Source organism: Amycolatopsis sp. NBC_00355, from assembly GCF_036104975.1.
GTDB lineage: Bacteria > Actinomycetota > Actinomycetes > Mycobacteriales > Pseudonocardiaceae > Amycolatopsis.
Window position 1 is genome coordinate 647,487 of record NZ_CP107982.1, and the last position, 18,805, is coordinate 666,291.

Sequence of the window (18,805 nt, forward strand, 5' to 3'; positions counted from 1 at the left end):
CCGGATCTGACCGCTATCGCTGCGCACCCGGGCGCGGCAGGATCGATCCGGGGTGATGATCATTCCGGGTCGTCGCCGCTCACACGAGGGGATTTTGATGAAACGCAGGATTCTCGCCGCGGTCGCGGCCTGCGCGGCCGGGCTCGCCGGCCTCGTCGGCGTCGCGCCGCAGGCCCAGGCGGCGACGGCGGTGACGTTCACCCCGCGCACGGTGACCTCGCCGCACGAGACGCAGTACGTCGTCGCGCTGGGGTCGGTCCAGCTGTCGATGACCGCCACCCAGACGGCGTACGTCTATTCGACCTTGCGGGTGAACAACGCGTCGAACACCACCCTCGCCGACAACGAGGTGCGCTGCGCCGGCCCCGGCGGCTGGACCAAGAACGAGGTGCTCGGGCAGAACGTGCTGATCACGAGCGCCGACGCCCCGGCATCGCTGCGGGACATCGGCGTCACGACCCGGTTCCTGGTGCACCCGGGCGCGGCCGGCACCGTCACCTGCACGACGTACCTGCGCAGCGCCAACCTCGGGCTGGGCAACTCGACCATGCGGCTGGTCAGCGGCGAGCTGAAGTTCGCCGACACCAGCGTCGGCAACACCACGGCCGGCGCCCCGATCCAGGCCGACGACGGCGACACGCCCACCGGCCGAGTCATCGCGCTCAACTCCACCGACAAGACGGTCCGCGAGCCGGCCATCGACGTCTTCGAGACCGCGCCGGTGACCGGGCTCAGCGTGTTCGGCGACATGGAACTGATGGCCTGCTACCCCGAACCGGCCGGCTACGACTGCCCGGTGAACCAGATGACCGCCAAGGTGACGTTGTTCGTCAACCAGTGGAAGGCCGACGGCACGGTCTGCAAGTCGGACGCGTCCGCGACCGGGACGGCGGTCGTGCGCCGCGACGTCCACCACCTGGTGGTGCCGCTCAACACCCACTTCACGGCGGCGACCGGCAACGGCTGCGTCCCGAAGTTCAACTTCTACGTCAAGACGGACTGGCTGTCCGGCTCGACCGGGGCGGTGCAGATGGCCGCGAGCGGCCTGCCCGACGCCGTCGGCTCGACGGCGACGCACAACGACGCGATGAGCCACGCCTTCGCCGTCACGTACTGATCCGGCGGGGCGCGCCGGCTTCCCGGCGCGCCCCTGCGGGGTCAGGCGGGTTCGCCGAACCACCGGCGCAGCGCGGCTTCCAGGCCCGCGGTGCCGCCGTCCTCGGTGGCCCAGGCGATGTGCCCGTCCGGCCGGATCAGCACGCCGGTCAGGGCGGGCTCGCTCTTCGCGGTCAGCACGCCGACCCGATCGGCCCAGCCGCTCGCCGTCTCGCGCAGGTCCGCGGACTCCGCGAGGTCCAGCAGCAGACCCTTGCCGTCCTGGAGGTGCTCGCCGAGCCGGGTGCCGTCGGCGAACGCGAAGTCGGGGGCGGCGCGGCCGGTGAGGTCGTGCTCGCCCTCGATCGGGTAGCGGTGCAGCACGCCCGAGAGCTTCTTGGCCAGGTACGTCGCGCCGTCGCCGGTGTGGAGCAGGTCGGTGACGACGTGGCGCAGCGCCTTCGCCCGCGCGTCGGTGCGCATCAGCGCGATCTGCGCCCGCGTCCACTCGAGCACCCACTCGCCGATCGGGTGCCGTTCGGTGGTGTAGCTGTCGAGCAGGCCTTCGGGCGCCCGGCCGCGGATCGTCGCGGCCAGCTTCCAGCCGAGGTTGACCGCGTCACCGATGCCGAGGTTGAGGCCCTGCCCGCCGAACGGCGAGTGCACGTGGGCCGCGTCGCCCGCCAGCAGGACCCGGCCGCGGCGGTAGGTGCTCGCCTGCCGCGCGTTGTCGGTGAAGCGCGTCGCGGTGTGCACCTTCGTGACGCGAACGTCCACTCCGGACACGCGCCGCAGGCTGTCTTCCAGCTCCCGCGCGGTGATCGGCGCGTCGCGGTCCTCGGGCGGGCCGTCGAACTCGACGGTCAGGATCCGGCCCGGCACCGGCCCGTGGACGTAGATGCCGTGGTCGGTGTGGTTCCAGCCGGTGCGCAGGTTGTCGGCGCCGGTCAGTTCGACCAGCGCCTGCCGCCCGGTGACGGCGGGGTCGGTGCCGGGGAAGTCGAACCCGGCCCGCTTGCGCACCAGGCTGCGGCCGCCGTCGCAGCCGATCAGCCAGCCCGTGCGGATCTCGTCGTCGCCCAGGTGGACGGTCACACCGTCGTCGTCCGCTTCGAACCCGGTCACCTCGACACCGCGGCGCACCTCGACACCCAGCTCGGCGGCGCGTTCGGCGAGCAGGGCCTCGATCGCCTGCTGCCGGACCACGACCACCCCGGCCGCCGGGCCGACGTCACGGAACGCCGGATCGTCGAAGTGCACGCCCGCCGAGCTCACCATGATCCCGGCGAAGTGCCCCACCGGCGGCACCGGTTTCCCCGCCGGGGCGCCGCGGCCCTTCAGGAACTCCTGCATCCGCGCGAAGTCCTCCTGCATCAGCGCTTGCAGCGCCGGCAGCATGCCGCGGCGGTAGAGCGCCTCGGCCGTCGGCAGGTTGATCGACCCCGCCTTGATCGTCTGGTCCGGTTCGGGCAGCCGTTCGGCGACGAGCACGTCGACGCCCGCCATGCGCAGTTCGCAGGCGAGCATCAGGCCCACCGGTCCGCCCCCGGAGATCACCACATCCCTGTTCATGGTTTCGATGATGCCGACAAACTTTTACCGAGTCAAACTTTGTGCTCGGTCTATACTCTCGGTTCATGGCGGATCACGGACTGCGCGAGCGCAAGAAGCGGGCGACCCGGCAGCTCATCGCGGACATCGCGAGCGGCCTGTTCATCCAGCGCGGCTTCGAAGAGGTGACGGTCGCGGAGATCGCCGAGGCCGCCGGCGTCTCGAAGATGACGGTCTTCAACTACTTCCCCCGCAAAGAGGACCTGTTCCTCGACCGCCACGCCGACCGCCTGGCCGACCTGGTCTCGGCGGTCCGCTCCCGCCCTCCCGGTGTTTCGGCTGTCGCCGCGTTGCGACGTCACCAGCACGAGCTGCTCGCCGCCGGCCACCCGCTGTCGGGCGCGATCAAGGGAGCGTCGGGCTTCTGGTGGGTCCTGCGCTCGAGCCCGGCGCTGATGACGCGGTTCCACGAGCAGGAACGCGAGATCGCCGAAGCGCTGGCGGAGGTCCTGGTGGAGGAGACCGGCGAAGCCCTGCGAGCCCGCACGGTGGCGGCATTGCTGACGACGGCGATCAGTACGATCTTCGCGAACGCGGTGAGCCGGCTGGTAGCGGGCGACGCGGAGGCCGAGGTCCAACGCGACCAGGTGGCGGTGATCGATCAGGCATTCGACCTGGTGGAACACGGAGTGGCCGACTACCCGGGCTGAGTCTTTTTCGTGGGCGGCGGCCGGCGAGTGCACGGGTCGACCGGCCAAGCCGCGGCGGCGCGGTTCGTGTGGCGACTACCCGGCCTGAGCATGCCCGATGGCGGTTTGTGCGATCGGGCCCGGCCGGTGCCCGGCCGTCCGGTTGCCGTAGGGACTTCTCCAGCCCCCGTGCCGGCCAGCGCAGCGGCTGGTGTGCCCCAACACGACGGCTGGAGCGGCCGACACGGCGTCCCGAGCGGCCGACATCGCGAACTGGAGTGGCTGACGTGGACCGGATCGTGCAGGGAGCCCTGACGAACGCGCTGAGCCACGGCATCGGCCCGGTCGAGTTGGAGCCGGCGACCGGGGTAGCCAAGGCGGCGGCCGGGGTGGCTAACGCGGTGGCGGGGTGGCTAACGCGGCGACCGGGTGGCCAACATGGCGACCGGAGTGGTCAACGCGGCGACTGGAGTGGCCAACATGGCGACTGGAGCGGTTAGCGCGGCGACCGGGTGGCCAACATGGCGACCGGAGTGGTCAACGCGGCGACCGGGTGGCCAACATGGCGACCGGAGTGGTCAACGCGGCGACCGGGTGGCCAACATGGCGACCGGAGTGGTCAACGCGGCGACCGGGTGGCCAACATGGCGACTGGAGTGGTCAACGCGGCGACTGGAGTGGCCAACATGGCGACTGGAGTGGTCAACGCGGCGACTGGAGTGGCCAACATGGCGACTGGAGTGGTCAACGCGGCGACTGGAGTGGCCAACATGGCGACTGGAGTGGTCAACGCGGCGACTGGAGTGGCCAACATGGCGACCGGAGCGGCTAACGCGGCGACCGGGGTGGCCAACACGGCGGGCGGGGCGGCTGACGCGGCGGACTGGAGTGGGCTAGCTCGGCTGGGCGAGCCGGAACTCGAGGATGCAGCGCTCGCCGGGTGGTGTTGTCACCTCTTCCAGGATCAGGCCGTGGGCGGCCGCCAGGGTGCGGAACTCGTCGATCCGGCGCTCGCGGCCGCCGTAGGACACCAGCATGACCAGGTCCATTGCCGTGTCGGCGCGTAGGTCGCCGACCGCTTCCACCACCAGGATGCGGCTTTGCGGGTGAGCGGCCTCGGCGCAGCGGGCCAGGATGCGGCCGGCCTGCTCGTCGTTCCAGTCGTGGAGGATGTCGACCAGGAGGTAGGCGTCCGCGCCCGGGGGGAGCGGGTCGAAGAAACTGCCTCCGGTGACGTCCGCTCGCTCGGTGAGGTCGTGCGCGGCGAAGGTGCGCTCGGCGTCGGCTGCTGTGGGTGGGAGGTCGACCAGGTGGCCGCGCAGGCCCGGGTGCGCGGCCAGGATCGCGGCGAGCAGGGTGCCCTGGCCGCCGCCGATGTCGGCCAGCGTGGTGAAGCGGGACCAGTCGAATCCCGCGACCAGGTGCGGGAGTTGCTCGCGGAACCGCTGGGTCATCTGCCGGTCGAAGGACTCGCGGAGGTGCGGGTGCTCGGCGAGGTCGGCCCAGAAGTCCCGGCCGTAGCGGCGCGAGTAGGCCTCGCGGCCGGTCGTGATGCTGTGGGCCAGCTCGACGAACGCCAGCTCGCCGCGGCCGCCCGCGGTGTCCAGGTGCAGGAGGGTGGCCAGGTTGTTCCCGGCGCCGGCGCGGAGGTTCGCGCCGTACTCCGTGGTCCGGTAGCCGTCCGGGGTCCGTTCGACGACGCCGAGCGTCGTGAGGTGACCCAGCAGGAGGTCGAGCGCGACCGGGGAAACGTCGAGTTCCGCCGCGAGCCGGTCGGCGGTGTCGCTGCGGTCGGCGAGCCGGTCCGGCAGGCCCAGGGTCACGGCGACGCGCAGCGCCATCGGTGTCGCCAGGCCGGCCAAACGGAGGATTTCGGTCGTGTCTTCGCGTCCCACGACGACCCACTTTGCCAGGCCGGTCAACCGGAATTCAGCGCAACGCGGCCTTCGCGCCCTTCGCGACGGCGTCCGCCACGGCGGCCAGCGCGGGGGAATCGAGCTTCCACTGCTGCCAGTGCAGCGGGACGTCGAGCGGGCGGTCCGGGACCAGGTCCACCAGCGCGTCGCCGCGTGGGGCCGCCTGGATCTCCGGGACCATGCCCCAGCCGAGACCGGCCGCCACCGCGTCCACAAAGGACTGTGATGCCGGGATGTGGTGGCGCACCAGCGTGAAGTTCCGGCGGCGGGTCAGCCCCCGGAGGAACCGGTCTTGGAGGTCGTCCTTGCGGTCGAACATGATCACCGGCGCCGTCGGCAGGAGGTGGGGGAGCGGGCCGCCGGTCAGGCGCCGCTCGATGAACTCGGGCGACGCCATCGCGCGGTAACGCATCCGGCCCAGCCGGCGGGACGTGCAGCCCTGCACCGGCTGCGGCGCCGCCGTGACCGCGGCCATCACCAGGCCTTCGCGCAGCAGCGCCGCCGTGTGGTCCTGGTCCTCGCGTTGGACGTCGAAGCAGATTCCGAGGTGTTCCGGCACGTCGGCGAGGGCGGGCAGGAACCACGTGGCCAGGGAGTCGGCGTTCACCGCGATCGTCAATGTCCGCGTGCCGTCTTCGCCGAGACCCAGTTCGCCGAGCGCGTCCTGTTCCAGCTGGGCCAGCGACCGCGCGAACCGGACCACGACCTGGCCCGACTCGGTGAGCCGCACCGGTTTCGTGCGCAGCAGCAGGACGCGGCCGGTGCGCTGCTCCAGGGCCTTCACCCGCTGGCTCACCGCGGACGGCGTCACGTGCAGCACCGCCGCGGCGGCGTCGAAACTCTGCTCGTCGACGACGGCGAGCAGCGTCCTGACCTGGTCCAGCGGTAGATCCGACATCACGATCGCTAATGTTACGTAAGAATCTTTAGCTGGAGTAATGCGGCCGCCGGCGCTTAACGTCGGTGACGTGCTCGCTCTCCTCCTGGCCGGGTTCGGTACCGGCCTGTCCCTCATCGTCGCGATCGGCTCCCAGAACGCCTTCCTGCTGCAGCAGGGCCTGCGCGGGGGCGTTGTCGCGCCGCTGGTCGTCATCTGCGCGGTGTCCGACCTGGCGCTGATCGGGCTCGGGGTCAGCGGGATCGGCGCCGTCCTCGGCCGGTGGCCGACCGCGATCGGCGTGATCGCCGTCGGCGGCGGCCTGTTCCTGCTCGGCTACGGCGCCATCGCCGTGCGGCGCGCGTTCCGGCCGGCGGTCCTGAATGTCGGCGACGAACGCACCCCGCTGCGCAAAGCTGTCCTCGCCTGCCTCGGCTTCACCTGGCTCAACCCGCACGTGTACCTCGACACGGTGCTGCTGCTCGGCTCGATCGCGGTCGCCCACGGCGACGGCCGCTGGCTCTTCGGCCTCGGCGCCTGCGTCGCGAGCGCGGTGTGGTTCAGCGCCCTGGGATTCGGCGCCCGCCGCCTGGCCGGGGTGTTCGCCCGGCCGGCGGCGTGGCGGGTCCTCGACGTCCTCATCGCAGTGACGATGACCGGCCTCGGCGTGTCGATGGTGCTCAGCCGCGTCTGATCACCCGATCACCACAGTTGGCCGCGGTCTTCGGCCGGCGGGCGCTCCAGCTCCAGCAGGAACTGCTTGCGCTTCAGGCCGCCCGCGTAGCCGGTGAGCTTGCCGTTCTTGCCGACGACGCGGTGGCACGCCACCAGGATGCTCAGCGGGTTGCGCCCGACCGCCGCGCCGACTTCGTGCGGCAGGCCGCCGACGGCCTTCGCCAGATCGCCGTACGTGGCCGTCTCGCCGTACGGGATCCGGTCGAGCGCGGCCCAGACCTCGCGTTGGAACTCGTCGCCCTCGGCGCGGGCCGGGACGTCGAACTTCGTGCGCTGCCCGGCGAAGTACTCCTTCAGCTGCCGGACGGCGTCCGGGAACGCCGTGTCGTCGCGCTCGCCGAACGTCGTGCGGTCCGGGTGGGTCCAGTGGTGCGGGAAGTACAGGCCGGTGACGACGCTGCCGTCGTCGTCGCCGACCAGGGTCAGCTCGCCGATCGGCGAGTCGATGATCGCGTGTTTCATCAGTTCTCCCACCTGCTGCCGTCGGCCCGCGCGCCACGCAGGCCGGGCGGCGGGCAGTCTTCGAGGGCGGCCGTGCCGACCGTCCGATGTGGACTCCACGACGTCGACGCCGCCAGCCGCCGGGCCATTCCGGCCCAGCCGGCCGGGGTCGCGCTGACGACCCAGACGTCCGGCTCGGGTGTCGCGAACCGCCGGGCCTGGCGCAGCCACGACGCCGCTGTTTCCGGCCACACCACCGTCGCCAGGACCAGCCCGCCCCACGCCGCGGCGATCCGTGCTCCGTCGGCCCTGGACCCCGCGTCGGCCGCGGTGCCGAGCACGATGTGCCGGGCCCGGCCCACCAGACGCACCACCGCGTCGAGTTCCGCGTCGGTCATGCCGCGTCGTGGAACACGAGCCCGAGCGTGTGCCGCTGCCCGGAGCGGACCGCCGAAACACCGTGCCGCACCGGTGACGCCGACCAGCCGCGCGCCGAGCGGACCGGGCGGTCGCGGGTGGTGAACACCAGGCCGTGGCCCTGCGGGATGAGCGTCGCCGTGCCGCGCGACTGCGCTCGCGGCCGCTGCTCGACCAGCAGGAACTCACCGCCGGTGTGGTCGGTGCCCGGATCGTTCAGGTTGATCACGACCTGCAGCGGGAACACCTTGCCCCCGTACAGATCCCGGTGCAGCGCGTTCCAGCCGCCCTCCTGATAGCGCAGCAGGATCGGCGTCGGCCGGGCCTGGCCCGCGTCGTGACAGATCGCCAGCCACTCTTCGAGCGTGTCCGGCCACTCGGCGTCCCGGCCGAGCCGGGCGGCCCAGTCCCGGGCGATCGGCAGGAGCCGCGGGTACAGCGCCTCACGCAACGCGTGCACCGGTTCCGGGAACGGTGCGGCGAAGTAGTGGTAGTCGCCGTGGTCCCCGAAGCGGTGCCGCCGCAGGTTCACCGTCGCCCGGAAGTGCCCCGGCTCGTCCCAGAGCGCGACGAGCTTCGCGCAGTCCGCGGGGGTGAGCAGCCGCGGCAGCAACGCGCAGCCGTAGTCGTCGACCTCGGTGGCCACCGCGGCCCAATCGGCCGAGGCGACGCGCTTCTCGAAAGTGCTCATACCCGGTAGACGCGTGGGCCCGGCGAAACGTGAGATCGGGTGAGCTTCGCGGCCGGAGGGCTTCCGGGTCGGACGTCGGCCGTGTCGGCAAGCGCGGCGACGGCCGTTTCGCGCTGGTGGCCCGGCCTCATCGCCGCCGTGATCGGGGGTGTCCCTGGTGATCCAGCCTCCGTTGCTGTTCGCCGGTGGCGCCGACGCCAACTCCGGGCCGACCGGCGCGTCGATCGGCCTCGAAGCGCGGGTTCTGGCGGCTGTTCGGCTACTTCACCATCGAGAGCAACCTGATCGTGCTGGCCACGGCGCTGGTCCTGGCGCGCCGCCCGGGTTTCGACGGCCGGGTGTGGCGGGTCGTCCGCCGGGACGCCCTGCCCGGCATCCTCACCACCGGCCTGGTGTTCGCGAGCGTCCTGGCCCGGCAGGTGCACCTGCCGGGCGCTCGCCGTGGTGTCCGCCCCGCTCTCCAAGCTCTACGACCGCACGGCGCCGCCTTGCTCAAGCCGCTTCCATCGTGAGCAGGATCCGTTTGGCCTCCTCGCCGCCGGCGTACTGGCCGTACGAGCCGTCGGAGCGGACGACCCGGTGGCAGGGGACCACCAGCGGCAGCGGATTCTTCGCGCACGCCGTGCCCACCGCGCGGACCGCCTTCGGGCTGCCCGCGGCCGTCGCGACCTGGGCGTAGCTCTCGGTGTGGCCGTAGCCGATCTCGGGCAGGTGTTCCAGCACCGAGAGCCGGAACCCGCGGGCCAGCCGGAAGTCCAGCGCGACGTCGAACTGCCGCCGGCCGCCGGTGAAGTACTCGTCGAGCTGGCGGGTGGCGGCCTCGAGGCGGGCGGGGGCGCGCAGGATGCGCGGGCTCACCAGTTCGGCCAGCTCGGCCAGCACGGCGTCGTGGCCCTGGCGATCGAAGGCCACCTTGACCAGACCCTGTTCGGTCGCGGCCAGCAGCAGCGGGCCGACCGGGGAGTCGAGGGTGCGGTAGGCGAGGTCCAGCAGGCCCTCGCGCTCGGCGGCGGCGGTCAGCCGCTCGTGCATGCGGTGCGGCACGACCTCGTAGGCGCCGGGAGGTGCCATGAAGATGTCGATCATGAGTGCGCTCCTTCCAAGCTCGCGGGATAGGTCGCCCGCAGGGCCTTGACGCCGTCGGCGGCCGCCCGGCGGGCGGCGTCCGTGGTGCCGCCGGTGATCTCCGCGATTTCGCGGTAGGGCAGCCCGGCCAGGTAGTGGTAGGCGACGGCGGCTCGCTGCTTGTCCGGCAGCCGCGCGAGCGCGTCCCACAGGTCGCCGTCCCATTCCGCGGCGCGGCCGGGCCGGTCCGGCACCTCGCCGACCGGCACGGGACTGCGGGCTTGGGCACGGGTGACGTCGACGGCCTTGCGGTGCGCGATCGTGACGAGCCACGCTTGCACGTTCGCGTCCGGAGGCAGGTCGGGGTACGCCTTCAGCGCCGAGAGGAAGGTTTCCGACCAGGCGTCTTCGGCGTCCGCCGGTCCGAGCACGGCCCGGCAGACCCGGAGGACCATCGGCCCGTGCTCGGCGACGACTTGCTCGAACGGTTTCACGATCACACCCTGTAGACGCATCCCACGCCGAAACGTGAGATCCGAGTCTGTCACGCGATCGAGTGACCGGTCACGACCGTGGCCCCGAGGTCCTCGGAGCGGTGCACCAGCGCCCGCAAACCCGCCCCGGCGAAGACTTCCGTGAGGACCGGCGCCTGCCGCTCACTCGATTCGATCAGCAGGACGCCACCCGGGGCGAGCCAGTCCGGAGCGCCCGCGGCGACGCGGCGGGCGAGGTCGAGCCCGTCCGCGCCGCCGTCGAGCGCGGTCAGCGGCTCGTGCAGCCGTGCCTCCGGCGGCATGGTCGAGACGGCGTCCGAAGGCACGTACGGCACGTTCGCCAGGAGCACGTCGACGCGGCCACGCAGGGAGTCCGGCAAGGCGTCGTAGAGGTCGCCGAGGTGCACCTCGCCGGGCACGTTGACGCGAGCGCACGCGACGGCCGCCGGTTCGACGTCGGCCGCGTGCAGCTCACCGGGGGAGACCAGGGAGGCGAACGCGGTCCCGAGCGCGCCGGACCCGCAGCACAGGTCGAGCACGACCGGGGACGGCGGGGCCAGCGAGACGGCGACGTCGACCAGGAACTCAGTGCGGTGGCGCGGCACGAACACCCCGGGCGCCACGGTGATCCGCAGGCCGTGGAACCCGGCCCAGCCGAGCAGGTGCTCCAGCGGGAGGCCGGCGACCCGGCGCTGGACCAGCGACTCGAGTTCGGCGGCCGTCGTCGCGGCGGCGAGCAGCAGGTCCGCCTCGTCCTCGGCGAACACGCAGCCGGCGGCGCGCAGCTTCGAGACGACGGCGGCGTGGGAGGCGTGGGAGGTGTCGGGCACGGATCACCGTACCCGGCGATCAGGCCTGGACCTGCACCGCGTCGCCGACGCCGAGGCCGTCGAAGAACGCCGCCGAATCGGCGTCGGACAGGTGCACGCAGCCGTGCGACGGCGCGTCGAGCGGCCCGGCGTGGAACGCGATGCCGCCGGCGGCGAAGAACACCGAGTTGGGCATGTTCGTGCCGTAGACGCTGCTGTGGTGGTCCCGGTCCTTCCAGACGACGTGGAAGGACCCGGCCGGCGTCGCCTGGTCCGGCGGGCCGAACCCGGCCGGGACCGGGCCGCGCACCACCCGGCCGTCACGCAGCAGCCACGCCAGGTGCTGCGACAGGCTCACGCACGCGCCGGTCGTGACGTCGCACGGCGGCGCGGGCGGCGGTGTGGTGCTGGCCGGGGTGGGGGTCGCCGAGGTGGTCGGCGGGAGCGTCGAGGGCTCCGCGATCAGGCTGGGGGTCGTCTCCCTCGGCGCGGCAGAGGCCGCCGTGACCAGCAGGAACCCCAGCAGGGCCACGGCCCGCGTGCTGCGCATCCGTCGTCTCCTCGTTCGTGCGTCCGCAGTCCAGTACGGCTGAGCGGCCCGGAAGGTTGAGCCGGGCGTGCAACGGGCGTGTCCCTGCGTGCAGCGCGGCTACCGCGGCGGGTACCCGGGCGGTCAAGGTCGAACCATGACGAAGCTGAGCGCCGAGCAGATCGCCCGGCACGCCTACGACGCCGGGTTCCGCGGCCAGGGCCTGACCACCGCGGTCGCCGTCGCGCTGGCCGAGTCCGGCGGGCGCACCACCGCGCACAACGCGACCCCGCCGGACAACTCCTACGGCCTGTGGCAGATCAACATGCTGGGCGCGCTCGGCCCGGACCGGCGCCACCAGTACCACCTGAAGTCGAACGACGCGCTGTTCGACCCGGACACCAACGCCCGGGTGGCGAAGGACATCTCCAGCGACGGCAAGGACTTCACGCCCTGGTCGACGTACACGAACGGCGCCTACAAGGACCAGCTGACCGCGGCGCGCAAGGCCGCCCAGGACGTCACGAAGCACCACGGCAAGCCGTCCCACGCGCAGTCCGGGGGCACGCCGAGCGGCGCGCTCCGGGTCGACGACGCGGTGCTGCACGCCTACGTCAAGCGCACCCACGGCGTCTCCGACGCCCTCGGCGGGGCGGCCGGGCACCTGGGCGACGTCCGGGACATCGCCGGGGACAGCTTCGGCAAGATCGGCAAGGAGTCCGGGTTCGCCGACGCGCTCGCCGCCTTCGGGCTGGCGCTGCAGAAGCAGGTCAAGGGCGTCGGCTCGCACGCCACGGGGCTGGCCACCGCCGCGCAGAAGGCCGCCAAGACCTACCGCGACCACGAGACGGCCACCGCCGCCGCCCTCGACGAGCACGCCCGACGGAGCTGACATGGACACGACCGCGCTCGCGCATTCGTTCGCGAAGGACCTCATCGCGCACCGCAACAAGCTCGCGGGGAAGGCGGAGGACGCCGTCCGCGCCGAGTACGCGCTCAACCGGGTGGCGTCGTCACTGGACGACCAGCACACCGCCTACCACAAGGAAAGCACCACCGTCCTGGGGCACTGGGACGGCCACGGTTCCGACGGCTTCAAGCACACCAGCGCGAAGCTGACGAAGGAGCTGAAGGTGACCGGCGCCGCCGGGGCGGCGGCCGAGAAGATCGTCGCGCACGTGGCGTCCACAGTGGACAGCGGGCACACGGCTGTGCAGCGGTTGGTCGACGAGTACACCACCAAGGCGAAGCAGCTCCTCGACGCCGGCACCGCCGCCGGGACGCAGGCCGCGCTGATGCGGGCCGTCGGGCACGCCGCCGACCTCGCGCCGCACTACACGCGGCAGTCGGCGTCGACGCTGCGGCGCGTGGACGCCGAACTCAAGGCGGCGGCGAAGAAACTGCAGGCGTTGCGGAAGGACCTCACGCACGACGGCGTCATGGACAAGGCCGTGGCGAAGACCGAGGCCACGCACACAAAGCCCCATGGTGGCGGCACGAGCAAGGCGTCCGCGAAGGGCAAGGACGTCGTCCACGCGGCACGCATGCAGCTCGGCGTCCGCGAGAACCCGCCGGGCAGCAACAAGAACCCGTACGGGCCGACCGCCGCGTGGTGCTCGTCGTTCGCGACGGCGATGTGGCGCAAGGCCGGGGTGAAGATCCCGGTCCTGCCCTTCAGCGGCGACGTCTACCACTGGGGCCAGGAAAACGGGCACGCGTACGGCAAGAATTCGCTGCACGACGCGCGCCCGGGTGACGTCCTGATCTTCGGCACCGGCCCGCAGAACACGTCGACGAGCACGCACATCGGCATCGTCGAGAAGGTCGACGGCGACAAGGTCACGATGATCGAGGGCAACTCCGGGGACGCCGTCCGCCGCAACACGCACACACTCTCGTCGTCGACGTTCTACGGAGGGGTCCACCCGTGATCACCGGAAAAGCCGCCGACCGGACGGTCGCCGTGGAGGTCGCGCCCGGCGGCGCGCTGCAGGAGCTGACGCTGGAGGCGTCGGCGCTCCGGCTCGAGCCGGACGAACTGGCCCGCCGGATCCTGCTGCTCACCGCGGCCGCGTCGGCCCGCGCCACGGCGTCACTCCTGCACACCTTTCCCGAGGGTGACCTGGACGCGCTCGGGCTGAGCGCGCCCGGGGAGACGGCGGAAGACACGACGCCCGAAAGCTGGCGGGCCCAGTGAGCGCCGAGCGTACGGCCGTGGAACTGGCCGACGACGCCTTCGCGGCTCCCGACCCGGGCTACGGGGCCCGGCTGGCGTTGATCCGCGCCACGGCGGCCGCCGACGGCGTCTCGGTGGTGGTGGATCTGCACGGCTGCCTGGTGGACCTGCGGTTCGACCGGTGGGCGCTGAACCGCTCGCCGGGGGAGCTGGCGGGAATGGTGAAGCGGCTGGCGGCCGACGCCGCGGCCGACGCGCTGCGGCAGGGACGCGAGGTGCTCGGGGAGCTGCTGCCCGAGGACGAGCCCGCCGATCGCGTGTGGGGGCCGGAAACGCGTCCCGTCCGGATGGCGCGGCTGGACCGGGAGGACGACGCGTTCATCCCGGCGACCTGGGCCACCTGACCGTCGTGAGTGTTTAGGGCGGTTCTAACCGCCCTAAACACTCACGACGAGCCGCGGCAGGACGTTAGCGGGCGTCGTCGGTGAGGCGGGTGACGCGGGCGGCGATCCAGGCGTCGTCGGCAGGGGTCACCATCACCCACGGCTCGCCGCCGACGTCCTCCGGTGTCACGGCGTAGCGGCCTGCCGCCGTGTCGAACCAGGCCAGCACCGGGGTGCGGCCGGCCGGCCCGGTCGCGGCCAGCTGACCGGCGGCGTACCGCTCGGCCGTCACGAGCGTCGCGAGTGGACGGACCGGCCGGCCGGTGATCCCGGCCGCGCCCAGGGCCCGCTCGAACGCGTCGTACCCGGACCGCGCGTACGCGTCCATCGCCGCCGCGTACGCCGCGCGCGGGAGCCGGAGCTGGTCACCCGGGCCCGCGGGTTGCGAACCGAGCATGCGGGTCACCGCGGGCACCAGGTCGGCGGCGCGCAGCGGCTCCAGCACCAGGTCCCGCTCGTCCAGCACGGCCAGCACCCCGGCCCGGCCCTGCACGGCGGCCAGCAGCCGCCACGGCGCCTCCCCGAGCACCAGCGCGTCCACGCTCAGCGCGGGCGCCCCGAGCAGCACGAACAGGTCCGCCAGCCCCGGGTCGACGTCGTCGCCGTCGGTGAGACCGGCCTCGGTGAGCCCGGCGAAGACGCGCACGCCCAGGTCGTCGCGCTCGGCGTGGGTGGCGCCGTGCGCCGGCACGTCGAACGGGTACGGCGGCGGCCCGCCCGGGCCCAGGTCCTCCCAGAGGAGATCGAATTCCAGATGCGACAGGATCACTCCCGCCGCCGTCGCGGTGCGCCGCGCCATGGTCCCCCTTCCCGTGGGATGCGGCCGCCGTCGGGCACGATGGTGCCGATGGCCCAGCCGCACTCAGCCGACGTACCCGCGACCGGGTACCTCGTCGTCCGCGCATCCGGCGCGGCGGCCGCCAAGGCGGCCATCCTAGGTGGCTCGGCCGCGCCCGAAAGCGTCCAGCTGCTGTTGCGCTGTCCGGTCCCGCGCGCCGTCGCCGAGTCCGGCGCGAAGCTGACGTTCGCCGACGCGACGCTGCACCTGCAGCCGTCCGGCGTCGTGATGCTGACCGTCGCGGCGGCGAAGCTGTCCATCTCGTTCGCCGAGCTGCGGCCGCTGATGTTCCGGCCGGTCGAGGTCGCCGCGCCACTGCGGTCGCTGTTCGCCGGCGCCGTCGCGCACGTCCTCGCGGCGGGTCCGCGGCTGGATCCGCACGGTCTGGCCCACCACCTGCTCGGCCTCGCCGAACTGGTGCTGCGAAGCGCGCTTCGCGTCGAGCTGGACCGCGTCGACGCCCTCGCGGCGCGAAGGCGCGAAGCGTTGGAGTACATGCGCGCGCACCTGGGCGAACAGTCGCTGAGCGCGGACAAGATCGCCGAAGCGCTGTACATCTCGCGACGGCGGCTGTACCAGCTGTTCGACGACGGCCAAGGTGTCTCGGAACGGCTGAAGGGCCTGCGGATCGAGCGGGCCAAGGTGCTGCTGGCGGACCCGGCGAAGGCGGGCCGCGGGATCGCGGAGGTCGCGCGCGACTGCGGGTTCATCAGCGCCCCGCACTTCTCGCGGACGTTCCGCCGGGCGACCGGGCGGACACCGCGCGAGTTCCGGGAGCAGGCACTGCGGGGCTGAGGCATCAGCGCCTCGCCGCCGCGCGGGGTTCGGCCGGTGTCAGGTCCACGCCCGCGACGAGCGTCCCGGCCAGGCCCGCGACCTCCAGCCAGCCGCGGCCGCCGGGGGAGTGCAGGGTGAACACGGCCGCGCGCGGGCGGTCCGGGTCGAGCACGACGGCCTGCAGCTGCGCACCCGACAGGCCGATCCGCTCGACGATCACCACCGGGTAGCCGCGCCCGGTGCGGGCGCTGCTGACCTCGCGGATGCCCGGCGTCTTGTCGGCGACGAAGTGGCCGAGGTCCGCGGCGGCGGTCTCGTCGAGCGGACCGTCGACCGCGACGACACCGGCGATGAGCAACGCGGGGTCGGCGTCGCGGTGCTCGACCAGGGCCAGCAGGCCCGCCCGCTGTTCGTGGGCGATCTCGGCGGACTGCACGGCCGCGGCCTCCAGGCCCAGGTCGCGGGCGGCGTCGGGACCGCGCAGCCGCGCCATCAGCGCGTGCAGCTCGGCGGTCGTGCGCTCGACCGAGGCCAGGCTCACCGGGCTGATCCCCGGCACGGCGGGCAGTTTCACCGGCCACCCAGTGCCGCGGTGAACGCGCCGACGGCGCCGGAAGGCGGGGTGACCGGCGCGACGGGCGTCCGCGCGACGGTAACGCCCAGGTCGCGTCCGGCTTGGGAAAACGAGTCCAGGTGGGTGGCCAGGCTTCGGAAATCCGGTGCGGCGGGCAGCGGGGCGCCGTCGCCGAGGGACCGCAGCCGCTCGGCGACGCGGGCCGCTTCCGCGCGGTGGCCGCGTTCGAGGTCCCGAGCCTGCTCCAGCACGCGGTCGAGCTCTCGGTACGCGGTCGCGAGCCGAGAGCGAGCCGCGGTCAGTTCGCCTTCCGCACCGGCGGAGAACTGGACGGTCGTCTCGGCGCGCTCGACGTCGTCCTGGGCGTCGACGACCGCGCGCCGGGCGGCGACGGCCCGTTGGTCGAGAACTTCGGCTTGGCGTTGGTGCGCCAGGAGAACACCGGCCCAGTCGTCGAGGACGGCGGCGGCCGCACGCAGAGCCGCGGGTAGCGCGGCGAGGCCGGTGCGGGTGCGGCCGGCGCGGTCGGCGAGGGCCTGCGCGGACCGTCCGGCCCACTCGGGGATCTCGCCGGGTGCGGGCGCTTCGCCGAGCTTCGCCGCGGCCGCGACACACCGGCGGGCGGCTTCGGCGACGGCGTCCGCGCTGCCCGGGACGGGGTCGAAGCCGAGACCCCGGAACTCAGCCATCGGCACGGCCCGCAGGGTCGGTGATCCGGCCGAGGGCCTCTTGCGCGCTCGCGTCCGCACCGCGGAACGCCTTCGCGGCCGCGCGGACGCTGTCCGCCGCTGCCGCGTAGTCCGTCCGCACGGCTCGTATCCTTCCGGACCACTCGCCGGTCAGCGCGGTGAGCGCGGCCGCGATGGCCGGCGGGCCGAGGTCGCCGTCCGTCGTCGCCTCGACGTCGGCCGAAACGGCCGCGAACTCGTCGGCCGTGTCCTCCAGCCGGACGGCCAGGCCGTCGAGGGCGGCCGGGTCGGCGTGGAACCCGGTCATTCGCCGAACACCGGGGGATAGGCCGGCGGCAGGTCGTCGAGCAGGTCGTAGCCGTGGGCGTACTTGTCGCGGTGCTCCGAGTCCTCCTCGCCCCGCGCGCCGCCCTGGCCGGGCGGGTACATGCCGTAACCGCCCGCCGAACCGCGGCCGCCGGTCGCGCCGGGGCCGAAGCCGGCCGTCCCGGCGCCGAACCGGCCCGTGCCCGCGCGCCCGCCCTCGCCGAGCCCCGCCGCGCCGGCGCCGCTGCCCGTCAGGCCCGGCACGCCCGCGAAGCCGGGGGCCGATCCGGAACCCGAGCCGGCGCCGATCACGCCGTCGAGGCCGGCCGGCCCGCCGACCCCGCTGGGCACGGACCCGGTGAGCGTGCCGGGCAGCACGCCCGCGGTCGTCGTCGAGTCGTCCGGCAGGCCGCCGGACCCGCCGTCCGGACCGGGCGAAGGCGAGGGTGACGGCGTAGGCGAAGGAGACGGCGTGGGAGGGGGCGGAAGCGTCGGCGGCACGTGCGGCACCACCGGGTCCTCACCGTTCGCGCTCACCTGTGGCGCGGCGTCGAACGCGGGTGGCAGGCCGTGCCGGACCTCGTGGCTCGCCCCTTCGTACTGCTCCATCACGCGGACGGCCTCGGCCTTCGCGTCGTCGGCCTGCTTTTTCGTGGGGAGCTTGTCGTCGAGCAGGTCGTCCAGCATGTACGCGCCCTCGGGGCCGTCGAGCCGCTTGACCGCGTAACCCTCCTGGAACCACCGCTCGGCCCAGTAGTGCACCGGTTCCGGCATCTTCCGCCGGGCCTCGCCGATCGCCGAGGTGTACGCGTCGAGGCCGTCGCCGATGCTGCGGGCGTTCTCGCCCGCCGTCGTGGCCCAGCCGGTCAGCTTCTGGATCGAGTCCGCGGCCTGCGCGGCCGACGGCCCCCGCCACGACAGCAGCAGCTTCTGCACCGTCGCGTGGACGTCGCCGGTGGCGGTGTCGACGCCCTTGGCGAGCTCGGCCCACCGGTGTGCCTGCTCACCGAGCTTCGGCGGGTCGGCCGACTGGACCATGTCCCACATCTCGCGGTGGTCGTAGCTGTCCCAGTTGATCCGCCCGAAGGCGTCCTCCTGCCGGTTCGCGATCTTCTCGCGACGGACGCGCCGCGCCTTCGCCTTCTCGCGCTTCGTCGGCTCGTGGTTCGTGGAGTGGTAGTCAGGCATCCTGTGCTCCCGCGCTCGCCGCCAGCGTGGCCGCGGCTTCTTCGTCGTTGCGGCGGTGCGACGCGGCGACGGTGTCCAGCGCCTGCCGCAGCGAGGCCAGCTCGGTCAGGTAGGACTGCAACGCCGTCTGCACGCCGCCGGCCCCGGCGCCCCCGCGCAGCCCGAACGACGCGCGCATCCAGTGCGAGACCGGCCCCCTGCCGTCGGCGAGCGGGGTGCCCAGGTCCTGCGCGTTGCCGAGGTAGCGGGCGACCTCCTGGTACCGCTCGTCGAGGGCCTTCTGCGCGGCGGCGATCTCGGCGTAGTCCAGCGCGAGCACGTCACCGCCGTCGGCGACGAGCGCGGCCGAACCGCCACCCTGCGGCTTCGCGACGCTCGACGCCTTTTCCCGGGGTCCGTGCTGCTCGTTCTTCTCCCGCTCGTGCAACGCGCGCAGCTGCCGCTGCGCGTCGGCCTCGTCGCGCACTGTCGCCATGGAGGTCCTTCCCTACGCCACCCAGGCGTC

25 protein-coding genes are annotated in these 18,805 nt (G+C 73.2%); 9 read left to right on the top strand and 16 right to left on the bottom strand.

Annotated features, from left to right (window positions below):
• Positions 1 to 97 precede the first annotated feature (97 nt).
• The gene (locus OHS18_RS02815) at positions 98 to 1,117 is read left to right on the top strand and encodes a hypothetical protein (RefSeq protein WP_328615794.1); all 1,020 of its coding nucleotides are present in this window, start codon (positions 98 to 100) and stop codon (positions 1,115 to 1,117) included.
• Between the two features lie 41 nt (positions 1,118 to 1,158).
• On the opposite strand, the gene OHS18_RS02820 is transcribed toward OHS18_RS02815, so the two are convergent.
• On the bottom strand, positions 1,159 to 2,667 hold the full coding sequence (locus OHS18_RS02820; protein WP_328615795.1) for an FAD-dependent oxidoreductase: 1,509 nt from the start codon (positions 2,665 to 2,667) through the stop codon (positions 1,159 to 1,161).
• Between the two features lie 65 nt (positions 2,668 to 2,732).
• Between OHS18_RS02820 and OHS18_RS02825 the strand changes: the two genes are divergently transcribed.
• Entirely contained in the window at positions 2,733 to 3,356 is a 624-nt protein-coding gene (locus tag OHS18_RS02825) for a TetR/AcrR family transcriptional regulator (protein ID WP_328615796.1), read from the top strand.
• Between the two features lie 872 nt (positions 3,357 to 4,228).
• On the opposite strand, the gene OHS18_RS02830 is transcribed toward OHS18_RS02825, so the two are convergent.
• On the bottom strand, positions 4,229 to 5,230 hold the full coding sequence (locus OHS18_RS02830) for a methyltransferase (RefSeq protein ID WP_442875337.1): 1,002 nt from the start codon (positions 5,228 to 5,230) through the stop codon (positions 4,229 to 4,231).
• A gap of 34 nt (positions 5,231 to 5,264) precedes the next feature.
• Entirely contained in the window at positions 5,265 to 6,149 is an 885-nt protein-coding gene (locus OHS18_RS02835) for a LysR family transcriptional regulator ArgP (RefSeq protein WP_442875460.1), read from the bottom strand.
• Positions 6,150 to 6,219: 70 nt separating this feature from the next.
• Between OHS18_RS02835 and OHS18_RS02840 the strand changes: the two genes are divergently transcribed.
• Positions 6,220 to 6,822 (top strand): LysE/ArgO family amino acid transporter, encoded by a 603-nt coding sequence (locus OHS18_RS02840; RefSeq protein ID WP_328615798.1) that lies wholly within the window; start codon positions 6,220 to 6,222, stop codon positions 6,820 to 6,822.
• 8 nt (positions 6,823 to 6,830) lie between these two features.
• Here OHS18_RS02840 and OHS18_RS02845 read toward each other — a convergent pair whose 3' ends face one another.
• The 3 genes from OHS18_RS02845 to OHS18_RS02855 are packed head-to-tail and all read right to left on the bottom strand — an operon-like array spanning position 6,831 to position 8,412.
• Positions 6,831 to 7,325: a methylated-DNA--[protein]-cysteine S-methyltransferase gene (locus OHS18_RS02845; RefSeq protein ID WP_328615799.1), complete on the bottom strand. Its 495-nt coding sequence runs from the start codon at positions 7,323 to 7,325 to the stop codon at positions 6,831 to 6,833.
• On the bottom strand, positions 7,325 to 7,702 hold the full coding sequence (locus tag OHS18_RS02850; RefSeq protein ID WP_328615800.1) for a hypothetical protein: 378 nt from the start codon (positions 7,700 to 7,702) through the stop codon (positions 7,325 to 7,327). The genes OHS18_RS02845 and OHS18_RS02850 overlap by 1 nt, the downstream gene beginning before the upstream one ends.
• Positions 7,699 to 8,412 carry a 2OG-Fe(II) oxygenase gene (locus OHS18_RS02855; RefSeq protein WP_328615801.1) on the bottom strand — a complete coding sequence of 238 codons (714 nt, stop codon included), beginning with the start codon at positions 8,410 to 8,412 and terminating at the stop codon, positions 7,699 to 7,701. The genes OHS18_RS02850 and OHS18_RS02855 overlap by 4 nt, the downstream gene beginning before the upstream one ends.
• 185 nt (positions 8,413 to 8,597) lie before the next feature.
• Between OHS18_RS02855 and OHS18_RS02860 the strand changes: the two genes are divergently transcribed.
• Positions 8,598 to 8,924 carry a hypothetical protein gene (locus tag OHS18_RS02860; RefSeq protein ID WP_328615802.1) on the top strand — a complete coding sequence of 109 codons (327 nt, stop codon included), beginning with the start codon at positions 8,598 to 8,600 and terminating at the stop codon, positions 8,922 to 8,924.
• Here OHS18_RS02860 and OHS18_RS02865 read toward each other — a convergent pair.
• From OHS18_RS02865 to OHS18_RS02880, 4 genes are read right to left on the bottom strand one after another with little or no spacing between them, the layout of a single operon-like run.
• Entirely contained in the window at positions 8,905 to 9,498 is a 594-nt protein-coding gene (locus OHS18_RS02865) for a methylated-DNA--[protein]-cysteine S-methyltransferase (protein WP_328456379.1), read from the bottom strand. The genes OHS18_RS02860 and OHS18_RS02865 overlap by 20 nt on opposite strands.
• A complete protein-coding gene (locus OHS18_RS02870; protein WP_328456377.1) occupies positions 9,495 to 9,977 on the bottom strand; it encodes an RNA polymerase sigma factor in 483 nt (160 codons plus the stop codon). The genes OHS18_RS02865 and OHS18_RS02870 overlap by 4 nt, the downstream gene beginning before the upstream one ends.
• A gap of 44 nt (positions 9,978 to 10,021) precedes the next feature.
• Positions 10,022 to 10,801 (bottom strand): putative protein N(5)-glutamine methyltransferase, encoded by a 780-nt coding sequence (locus OHS18_RS02875; RefSeq protein ID WP_328615803.1) that lies wholly within the window; start codon positions 10,799 to 10,801, stop codon positions 10,022 to 10,024.
• A 19-nt stretch (positions 10,802 to 10,820) separates the two neighbouring features.
• A complete protein-coding gene (locus OHS18_RS02880; RefSeq protein ID WP_328615804.1) occupies positions 10,821 to 11,330 on the bottom strand; it encodes a L,D-transpeptidase in 510 nt (169 codons plus the stop codon).
• 136 nt (positions 11,331 to 11,466) lie between these two features.
• Between OHS18_RS02880 and OHS18_RS02885 the strand changes: the two genes are divergently transcribed.
• Genes OHS18_RS02885 through OHS18_RS02900 form a run of 4 tightly spaced genes read left to right on the top strand, consistent with a single transcriptional unit; the run spans position 11,467 to position 13,889 of the window.
• On the top strand, positions 11,467 to 12,201 hold the full coding sequence (locus OHS18_RS02885; protein ID WP_328615805.1) for a transglycosylase SLT domain-containing protein: 735 nt from the start codon (positions 11,467 to 11,469) through the stop codon (positions 12,199 to 12,201).
• A gap of 1 nt (position 12,202) precedes the next feature.
• Positions 12,203 to 13,240: a CHAP domain-containing protein gene (locus OHS18_RS02890; protein ID WP_328615806.1), complete on the top strand. Its 1,038-nt coding sequence runs from the start codon at positions 12,203 to 12,205 to the stop codon at positions 13,238 to 13,240.
• Complete coding sequence (locus tag OHS18_RS02895; protein ID WP_328456368.1) at positions 13,237 to 13,506, top strand: YbaB/EbfC family DNA-binding protein; 270 nt, start codon at positions 13,237 to 13,239, stop codon at positions 13,504 to 13,506. The genes OHS18_RS02890 and OHS18_RS02895 overlap by 4 nt, the downstream gene beginning before the upstream one ends.
• Positions 13,503 to 13,889: a hypothetical protein gene (locus tag OHS18_RS02900; protein WP_328615807.1), complete on the top strand. Its 387-nt coding sequence runs from the start codon at positions 13,503 to 13,505 to the stop codon at positions 13,887 to 13,889. The genes OHS18_RS02895 and OHS18_RS02900 overlap by 4 nt, the downstream gene beginning before the upstream one ends.
• A gap of 64 nt (positions 13,890 to 13,953) precedes the next feature.
• On the opposite strand, the gene OHS18_RS02905 is transcribed toward OHS18_RS02900, so the two are convergent.
• Positions 13,954 to 14,727 (bottom strand): ESX secretion-associated protein EspG, encoded by a 774-nt coding sequence (locus OHS18_RS02905; protein ID WP_328615808.1) that lies wholly within the window; start codon positions 14,725 to 14,727, stop codon positions 13,954 to 13,956.
• A gap of 48 nt (positions 14,728 to 14,775) precedes the next feature.
• Between OHS18_RS02905 and OHS18_RS02910 the strand changes: the two genes are divergently transcribed.
• Positions 14,776 to 15,561 carry a helix-turn-helix transcriptional regulator gene (locus tag OHS18_RS02910; protein WP_328615809.1) on the top strand — a complete coding sequence of 262 codons (786 nt, stop codon included), beginning with the start codon at positions 14,776 to 14,778 and terminating at the stop codon, positions 15,559 to 15,561.
• 4 nt (positions 15,562 to 15,565) lie between these two features.
• On the opposite strand, the gene OHS18_RS02915 is transcribed toward OHS18_RS02910, so the two are convergent.
• Genes OHS18_RS02915 through OHS18_RS02935 form a run of 5 tightly spaced genes read right to left on the bottom strand, consistent with a single transcriptional unit; the run spans position 15,566 to position 18,775 of the window.
• Complete coding sequence (locus OHS18_RS02915) at positions 15,566 to 16,117, bottom strand: hypothetical protein (RefSeq protein WP_328456360.1); 552 nt, start codon at positions 16,115 to 16,117, stop codon at positions 15,566 to 15,568.
• Positions 16,114 to 16,812 carry a hypothetical protein gene (locus OHS18_RS02920; protein ID WP_328615810.1) on the bottom strand — a complete coding sequence of 233 codons (699 nt, stop codon included), beginning with the start codon at positions 16,810 to 16,812 and terminating at the stop codon, positions 16,114 to 16,116. The genes OHS18_RS02915 and OHS18_RS02920 overlap by 4 nt, the downstream gene beginning before the upstream one ends.
• Positions 16,799 to 17,113, bottom strand: a complete 315-nt coding sequence (locus OHS18_RS02925; RefSeq protein ID WP_328456356.1) for a hypothetical protein — start codon at positions 17,111 to 17,113, stop codon at positions 16,799 to 16,801. The genes OHS18_RS02920 and OHS18_RS02925 overlap by 14 nt, the downstream gene beginning before the upstream one ends.
• On the bottom strand, positions 17,110 to 18,300 hold the full coding sequence (locus tag OHS18_RS02930) for a WXG100 family type VII secretion target (RefSeq protein WP_328615811.1): 1,191 nt from the start codon (positions 18,298 to 18,300) through the stop codon (positions 17,110 to 17,112). The genes OHS18_RS02925 and OHS18_RS02930 overlap by 4 nt, the downstream gene beginning before the upstream one ends.
• Complete coding sequence (locus OHS18_RS02935; protein ID WP_328456353.1) at positions 18,293 to 18,775, bottom strand: hypothetical protein; 483 nt, start codon at positions 18,773 to 18,775, stop codon at positions 18,293 to 18,295. Before OHS18_RS02935 ends, OHS18_RS02930 begins: the two co-directional genes overlap by 8 nt.
• Positions 18,776 to 18,805: the final 30 nt, after the last annotated feature.

What these genes read in the sequence shown, in the direction of transcription:
- OHS18_RS02815 (WP_328615794.1), top strand. Translation starts at nt 98, where the DNA reads ATGAAACGCAGGATTCTCGCCGCGGTCGCGGCCTGCGCGGCCGGGCTC.
- OHS18_RS02820 (WP_328615795.1), bottom strand. Translation starts at nt 2,667, where the DNA reads ATGAACAGGGATGTGGTGATCTCCGGGGGCGGACCGGTGGGCCTGATG.
- OHS18_RS02825 (WP_328615796.1), top strand. Translation starts at nt 2,733, where the DNA reads ATGGCGGATCACGGACTGCGCGAGCGCAAGAAGCGGGCGACCCGGCAG.
- OHS18_RS02835 (WP_442875460.1), bottom strand. Translation starts at nt 6,149, where the DNA reads ATGTCGGATCTACCGCTGGACCAGGTCAGGACGCTGCTCGCCGTCGTC.
- OHS18_RS02845 (WP_328615799.1), bottom strand. Translation starts at nt 7,325, where the DNA reads ATGAAACACGCGATCATCGACTCGCCGATCGGCGAGCTGACCCTGGTC.
- OHS18_RS02850 (WP_328615800.1), bottom strand. Translation starts at nt 7,702, where the DNA reads ATGACCGACGCGGAACTCGACGCGGTGGTGCGTCTGGTGGGCCGGGCC.
- OHS18_RS02855 (WP_328615801.1), bottom strand. Translation starts at nt 8,412, where the DNA reads ATGAGCACTTTCGAGAAGCGCGTCGCCTCGGCCGATTGGGCCGCGGTG.
- OHS18_RS02865 (WP_328456379.1), bottom strand. Translation starts at nt 9,498, where the DNA reads ATGATCGACATCTTCATGGCACCTCCCGGCGCCTACGAGGTCGTGCCG.
- OHS18_RS02880 (WP_328615804.1), bottom strand. Translation starts at nt 11,330, where the DNA reads ATGCGCAGCACGCGGGCCGTGGCCCTGCTGGGGTTCCTGCTGGTCACG.
- OHS18_RS02885 (WP_328615805.1), top strand. Translation starts at nt 11,467, where the DNA reads ATGACGAAGCTGAGCGCCGAGCAGATCGCCCGGCACGCCTACGACGCC.
- OHS18_RS02890 (WP_328615806.1), top strand. Translation starts at nt 12,203, where the DNA reads ATGGACACGACCGCGCTCGCGCATTCGTTCGCGAAGGACCTCATCGCG.
- OHS18_RS02905 (WP_328615808.1), bottom strand. Translation starts at nt 14,727, where the DNA reads ATGGCGCGGCGCACCGCGACGGCGGCGGGAGTGATCCTGTCGCATCTG.
- OHS18_RS02910 (WP_328615809.1), top strand. Translation starts at nt 14,776, where the DNA reads ATGGCCCAGCCGCACTCAGCCGACGTACCCGCGACCGGGTACCTCGTC.
- OHS18_RS02925 (WP_328456356.1), bottom strand. Translation starts at nt 17,113, where the DNA reads ATGACCGGGTTCCACGCCGACCCGGCCGCCCTCGACGGCCTGGCCGTC.
- OHS18_RS02930 (WP_328615811.1), bottom strand. Translation starts at nt 18,300, where the DNA reads ATGCCTGACTACCACTCCACGAACCACGAGCCGACGAAGCGCGAGAAG.
- OHS18_RS02935 (WP_328456353.1), bottom strand. Translation starts at nt 18,775, where the DNA reads ATGGCGACAGTGCGCGACGAGGCCGACGCGCAGCGGCAGCTGCGCGCG.